A 5,287-nucleotide genomic window follows, 5' to 3' on the forward strand; every position below is an offset into this window, starting at 1 on the left:
GCACCAGGTCGAGCACCAGAGCCGGACGGTGGTGGCAGCAGTGCTCGAGGCACGGGGGATGTCGAGGTGAGACGGCTCGGTCGCCTGCGGGCGCCACGAGCCGGTGGCGGGGACCCGAGCGTGCTCAGCGCTTCGCGCCTCCGCGTGTTCGGGTCCCCGCCACCGGCACGCCCTTCGGCTCCTCCGCGGCCGGCGCGCGGGGACGGGGGGCGTGGGTGGGCCTACCCCGGGATGGGGCTTCGGGGCGGCGTCGTCCTGACCAGAGCCTTGAAGGGCAAAGACGTGAAGCGGTCCGGGCCGGAGTTCTGCGGTGGGCTGTGAAGTGGCGGGTGAGGCAGCCCATGAGGCAGTCCGTACCTCGGCGGGGTCTCAGGCGGGTCCGCGTCCTCGGTCGGGGCCGGGGGGCCGGGGAGCCGAGAGCCGGAAGGCGACCTGGCCGAACGACACCTGGTCGCCCTCGCGCACGACGGCCGCGCCGATCACGCGCCGTCCGTTGACGGTCGTGCCGTTGGTCGAGCTCAGGTCTCTCAGCACCCACATCCCGCCCTGATGGCACAGCTCGGCGTGGACCCGGGAGACCGTCTCGTGGGTCAGCCGCAGGCCGCAGCCCGGATCGCGCCCTATGCGCAGCGCCCGGCCGCTGCCGGGGTACGGCAGCAGCAGCTTGGGCAGCCGCTCGGCCTGCCAGGCCCTGCGCAGCCGTACCGTGAAGCCGGACACCGCCTCGACCGTGCCGAACACCAGCCGGGACAGCCGGCCCTCGGTGGGCAGGTCGGCGGTGAGCGCGGCGAGATCCTCCGAGGTGCGGGCGGTCAGGGCCAGTTCCATGCGGCGCATGAACGTGTCGTGCGACAGCCGGCCCATTGCGACGCCGTCACGCAGGATCTTCAGCGCCTTGTCACGCTCCGCGTCGGACAACCGCGCGGGAGGCGTATGAAATTCGAAGGACGACGTCACGGGGGTGATTGTCGGTCAGTGGACCGCATGTGTCCAGCGAAGCCCGTGGTGGCGGCGTGGAACGGACCTGACGACACCTGCAGCAAAAGGGAGTTTTCGACGGCGGATTGATCGCACATGGAGGACGATGGGCAAAGCCATCACGGTGAGCAGACGAAGGGGAACCGTCCGTGCAGTTCGAGGTGTGGGCACCGCAGGCCGACCGGGTGACGCTCCAGTGCGACGGCGTCACGCGCGCGTTGGAACGCGATCCGGAGCGGGCGGGATGGTGGACCGGTGAGGCGGAGGCGAGCGACGGCTCGCGCTACGGGTTCTCGCTGGACGACGGTCCGGTGCTGCCGGATCCGCGGTCGCGGCGGCAGCCGGACGGCCCGGACGGATTGAGTGCCGTCGTCGAGCACGGACGGTACGCCTGGCGCTCCGGTGCCTGGGCCGGGCGTCCGCTGTCCGGGGCGGTGCTCTACGAGCTGCACATCGGCACGTTCACCCGGGAGGGCACCTTCGACGCGGCCGCCGAGCGGCTGGAGCATCTGGCGGAACTGGGTGTCACCCATGTGGAGTTGATGCCCGTATGCCCGTTTCCCGGGCGGCACGGGTGGGGGTACGACGGCGTCTCGCCGTGGGCGGTGCACGAGCCGTACGGCGGCCCGGAGGGGCTGAAGCGCTTCGTCGACCGGGCGCATGAACAGGGGTTGGGCGTGGTCCTGGACGTGGTGCACAACCACCTGGGTCCCTCCGGCAACCATCTGCCGCGCTTCGGGCCGTACTTCACCGACACCCACCACACTCCGTGGGGCGCCGCCGTCAACCTGGACGCGCCCGGCTCGGACGAGGTGCGGGCCTATCTGATCGGCAGCGCGCTGGCGTGGCTGCGCGACTACCGGATCGACGGGCTGCGCCTGGACGCGGTGCACGCGCTGGTGGACACCCGCGCATGTCACTTCCTGGAGGAGCTGTCCGCGGCCGTGGACGCGCTCTCGGCACAGCTGGGCCGTCCGCTGTTCCTGATCGCCGAGTCGGACCTGAACGACCCGCGGCTCATCACCCCCCGCGCGCAGAACGGCCTGGGTCTGCACGCCCAGTGGAACGACGACTTCCACCACGCGCTGCACGCGGCGCTGACCGGCGAGTCCCAGGGCTACTACGCCGACTTCGCGCGGGCCCCGCTCGCGGCGGTCGCCAAGACGCTCACCCACGGCTACTTCCACGACGGGACGTACTCCAGCTTCCGCGGCCGTCGTCACGGCCGTCCGCTGGACCGCACACGGGTGGCCGGGCACCGGCTGATCGGCTACAGCCAGACCCACGACCAGATCGGCAACCGGGCCCGGGGCGACCGTCTGTCCACGCTGCTCGCGCACTCCCCCGGGCTGCTGGCCTGCGCGGCCGCGCTGACGCTGACCGCGCCGTTCACGCCGATGCTGTTCATGGGCGAGGAGTGGGCGGCCACCACGCCGTGGCAGTACTTCACCGACCACACCGACCCGGAGCTCGCCGAGGCCGTGCGTCGGGGCCGGCGCCGGGAGTTCGCCGAGCACGGCTGGGCGGCCGAGGAGGTGCCCGATCCGCAGGACCCGGCGACCCGGGACCGGTCCTGCCTGGACTGGTCCGAGCCGCAGCGGGAGCCGCACCGGCGTGTGCTGGCCTGGTACCGGCGGCTGATCGCGCTGCGCCGCGAGCAGCCGGACCTCACCGATCCGGATCTCGCGGACATCAAGGTGGCCTTCGACGAGGACGCCCGCTGGCTCGCCTTCCGGCGCGGGGACGTGCTCGTGGCGGTCAATCTCGGCGAGAAAGCGGCGGCCATCCCCCTGGGGGCGCGCCCGGCCGAGGTGCTGGCGGCCTGGGATCCGGTGACGCCGCCCGGCCCGGACGGGCTGCTGCATGTGCCCGGCCACTCGTGCGCGGTGCTGATGCAGCAGTGAGCACCGGGGGAAGCGGGCGCCCCGGGGCGGTGGCTACGGCTCCTCGCCCGTGGTGGCCCTGATTTCCGTGACCCGCTCCAGCAGGATCGCCTCCCAGGCGTGGCGCAGCTGGGCCCGAAGGAGCGGCAGCGGGCTGCCGTCGCGGCCCTCGAGGCGGTCGGCGAGACGGATCAGGGTGTCGCAGCGGGCCAGCCACAGACCGCGCAGACAGGAGCGGGCGCCGTAGCCGGCCAGGGTGGCGGCGCGCACGGCGGCCGGGGCGCCGACGGCGACGGCGAGGCCGGCGATGTCCTCGGCGGGGTCGCCGATCACCGCGTCGGTCCAGCCCAAAACGCCGCGCACCCGGCCGTCGGCGCTCACCACCAGGTGCTCGCTCCTGAGATGGTGGTGGAGGAGCACATCGGTGCCGCGCTGGGCGACGAGCTGGGCCGCGGCGGCCGGGGTGAACTGGGTCATCCGCGCGGGGTCGAACTCGTCGGCGGCCCCGAGGCGTTCGGCGCAGTGCACGGCCATGCGGCGCAGCGCCCCCAGGGAGCGCGGTGCGATGCGGGGCACGCCCAGCGCCTGGGCCTGCCGGACGGGCACCTCGCGCAGCCCGGTGAACAGCCCGGCCAGGTCGTCCTCGCCGAGCGCGGACACGTCGTGCTCGTCGGCCGTGCCGCCGGTGATCCTGGTGTCCAGCGTGTACGACAGCCCCGGCGCCCACTCTCCGTGGGCGACGCTGACCGGGACGGTGATCCGCAGGTGCGGGCGGATCAGGTCGCGCAGGCGCAGCTCGCGGCGCTGGCGCAGCGAGGCCTCGCGGTCGGGGGCCAGGCGCAGCACATGGCGGGTGCCCACCCACCACGTGAAGCGCCCGCCCTCGGCGACGGGCCGGACCTCGGGTCCGGCGGCGGTGTCGGCCTGGTCCTGGAGGCCGTCCTTGAGCAGGGTGCGGACCAGCCGGCGGGCGGTGTCCGCGGTGGGTGTCGGTGCCTGGGTCATCGTCGCGCTGTGTCGTTCCGGTCGGTCGGGGCGGGTGCTGCCCGCCGGTCAGTCCACTGTCACCATCTCGCGGGTCGTGTTGTTGAGGCGGCGGCCTCCGTCCTCGGTCACGGTGACGATGTCCTCGATGCGCACTCCGAAGCGGCCGGGCAGGTAGATGCCGGGCTCCACGGAGAAGCACATGCCGGGGACGAGGGGCTGCTCCTCGCCCTCGATCATGTACGGCGGTTCGTGCGTGGTGACGCCGATGCCGTGGCCGGTGCGGTGGATGAAGTACTCGCCGTATCCGGCCTGCTCGATGACCGCGCGGGCGGCCCGGTCGACCTCCTGACAGGCGACGCCGGGGCGCACCGCCCGGAAGCCGGCCTCCTGGGCCTCGCGGACGATGTCGTGCACCCGCCGTTCCTCGTCGGTGGGCTCGCCGACGTGCACGGTGCGAGTGGTGTCGGAGCCGTAGCCGTCCTTCAGACCGCCGAAGTCGAGGACGACCATGTCGCCGTGCTCGATGACGCGGTCGCCCATCTCGTGGTGCGGGTTGGCGCCGTTGGGGCCGGAGCCGACGATGGTGAAGTCGACCCGGGAGTGTCCGAAGCGGCGCAGCAGGTCGGCGAGGTCGGCGCCGACCTCGCGCTCGCGGCGGCCGGCGAAGGGCATCGTCCGGATCTCCTCGAACGCGGCGTCGGCGGCCGCTCCCGCCGCCGCGAGCAGTTCCACCTCGGCCTCGTCCTTCACCGCGCGCAGCATCGGCAGGGCCTCGGTGAGGGAGGCGTAGGAGGTGTCGGGCAGCGCCCTCTGCAGACCGAGCAGGTGCATGGCCCAGGTGTTGTCGCTGATGCCGAACCGGCCGTCGCCGTCGAGCAGCTCGGCCGTGATCGCGTAGGGGTCCGTGCCGTCGGTCCAGTCGCGCAGGGTCAGGGCGGACGCGCCGGTGGCCCTGGCGGCGTCCGGGGCCTCCAGGGTGGGAACGACGAGGACCGGGTCCCGTCCGGGGGTGAGAACGAGCAGGGTGAGCCGTTCGGTGTCGGCGGGGGGTGCGTAGCCGGTCAGCCACACCAGGTCCGGGCCGGGTGCCACCAGCAGGCCGGCCAGTCCGGCGTCGTCGGCCGCCCGGGCGGCGCGTTCCATGCGGGCCCTGTAGTCGTCGGCGGTGAAGGGCGCGGGCGCGATGCCGGTCATCCGGGCCTCCGTGTACGGCGGGAACGGCGGTGAAGGCTACGGACAGCATCCTGCCCGGTCACGTGGTGCGACGCGAACCGGCCCGGGTTCTGCGGCCCGGGTCGTCCGGCCATCATCGCCGATGACCGGACGACCCGAGCGCTTTTCCGCCGTTTCGTCCGAGATGTCGGGCGGCCGCCTCCGGCGGGATGCCGGCCCACGCGGTCGGCCCACGGGGTCGGCCCACGCGGTCGGCCCACGGGGTC

General features: G+C 73.5%; 4 protein-coding genes. 1 reads left to right on the forward strand and 3 read right to left on the reverse strand.

Translation table 11 applies throughout. The features are described 5' to 3' along the window. Window positions 1–369 precede the first annotated feature (369 nt). Window positions 370–957, reverse strand: coding sequence for an FHA domain-containing protein (locus CCN35_RS11295; protein ID WP_067396655.1), 588 nt, complete (start codon window positions 955–957; stop codon window positions 370–372). Between the two features lie 170 nt (window positions 958–1,127). On the opposite strand from CCN35_RS11295, the gene treZ reads away from it, so the two are divergent. Continuing rightward, complete coding sequence (treZ, locus tag CCN35_RS11300) at window positions 1,128–2,882, forward strand: malto-oligosyltrehalose trehalohydrolase (protein ID WP_067396653.1); 1,755 nt, start codon at window positions 1,128–1,130, stop codon at window positions 2,880–2,882. A gap of 33 nt (window positions 2,883–2,915) precedes the next feature. Here the strand turns inward: treZ and CCN35_RS11305 are convergent, their stop codons facing one another. Together CCN35_RS11305 and CCN35_RS11310 are read right to left on the reverse strand one after the other, a co-directional pair. After that, the gene (locus CCN35_RS11305) at window positions 2,916–3,866 is read right to left on the reverse strand and encodes an aminoglycoside phosphotransferase family protein (protein ID WP_086792459.1); all 951 of its coding nucleotides are present in this window, start codon (window positions 3,864–3,866) and stop codon (window positions 2,916–2,918) included. Window positions 3,867–3,914: 48 nt separating this feature from the next. Next, window positions 3,915–5,042, reverse strand: coding sequence for an aminopeptidase P family protein (locus CCN35_RS11310; protein WP_086792463.1), 1,128 nt, complete (start codon window positions 5,040–5,042; stop codon window positions 3,915–3,917). Window positions 5,043–5,287: the final 245 nt, after the last annotated feature.

Origin of the sequence: Streptomyces thermovulgaris, assembly GCF_002155915.1 — a bacterium.
GTDB classification, from domain to species: domain Bacteria; phylum Actinomycetota; class Actinomycetes; order Streptomycetales; family Streptomycetaceae; genus Streptomyces; species Streptomyces thermovulgaris.

Coding starts and splice junctions, on each gene's coding strand:
- CCN35_RS11310 (WP_086792463.1), bottom strand. CDS start 5,042: ATGACCGGCATCGCGCCCGCGCCCTTCACCGCCGACGACTACAGGGCC.
- CCN35_RS11305 (WP_086792459.1), bottom strand. CDS start 3,866: ATGACCCAGGCACCGACACCCACCGCGGACACCGCCCGCCGGCTGGTC.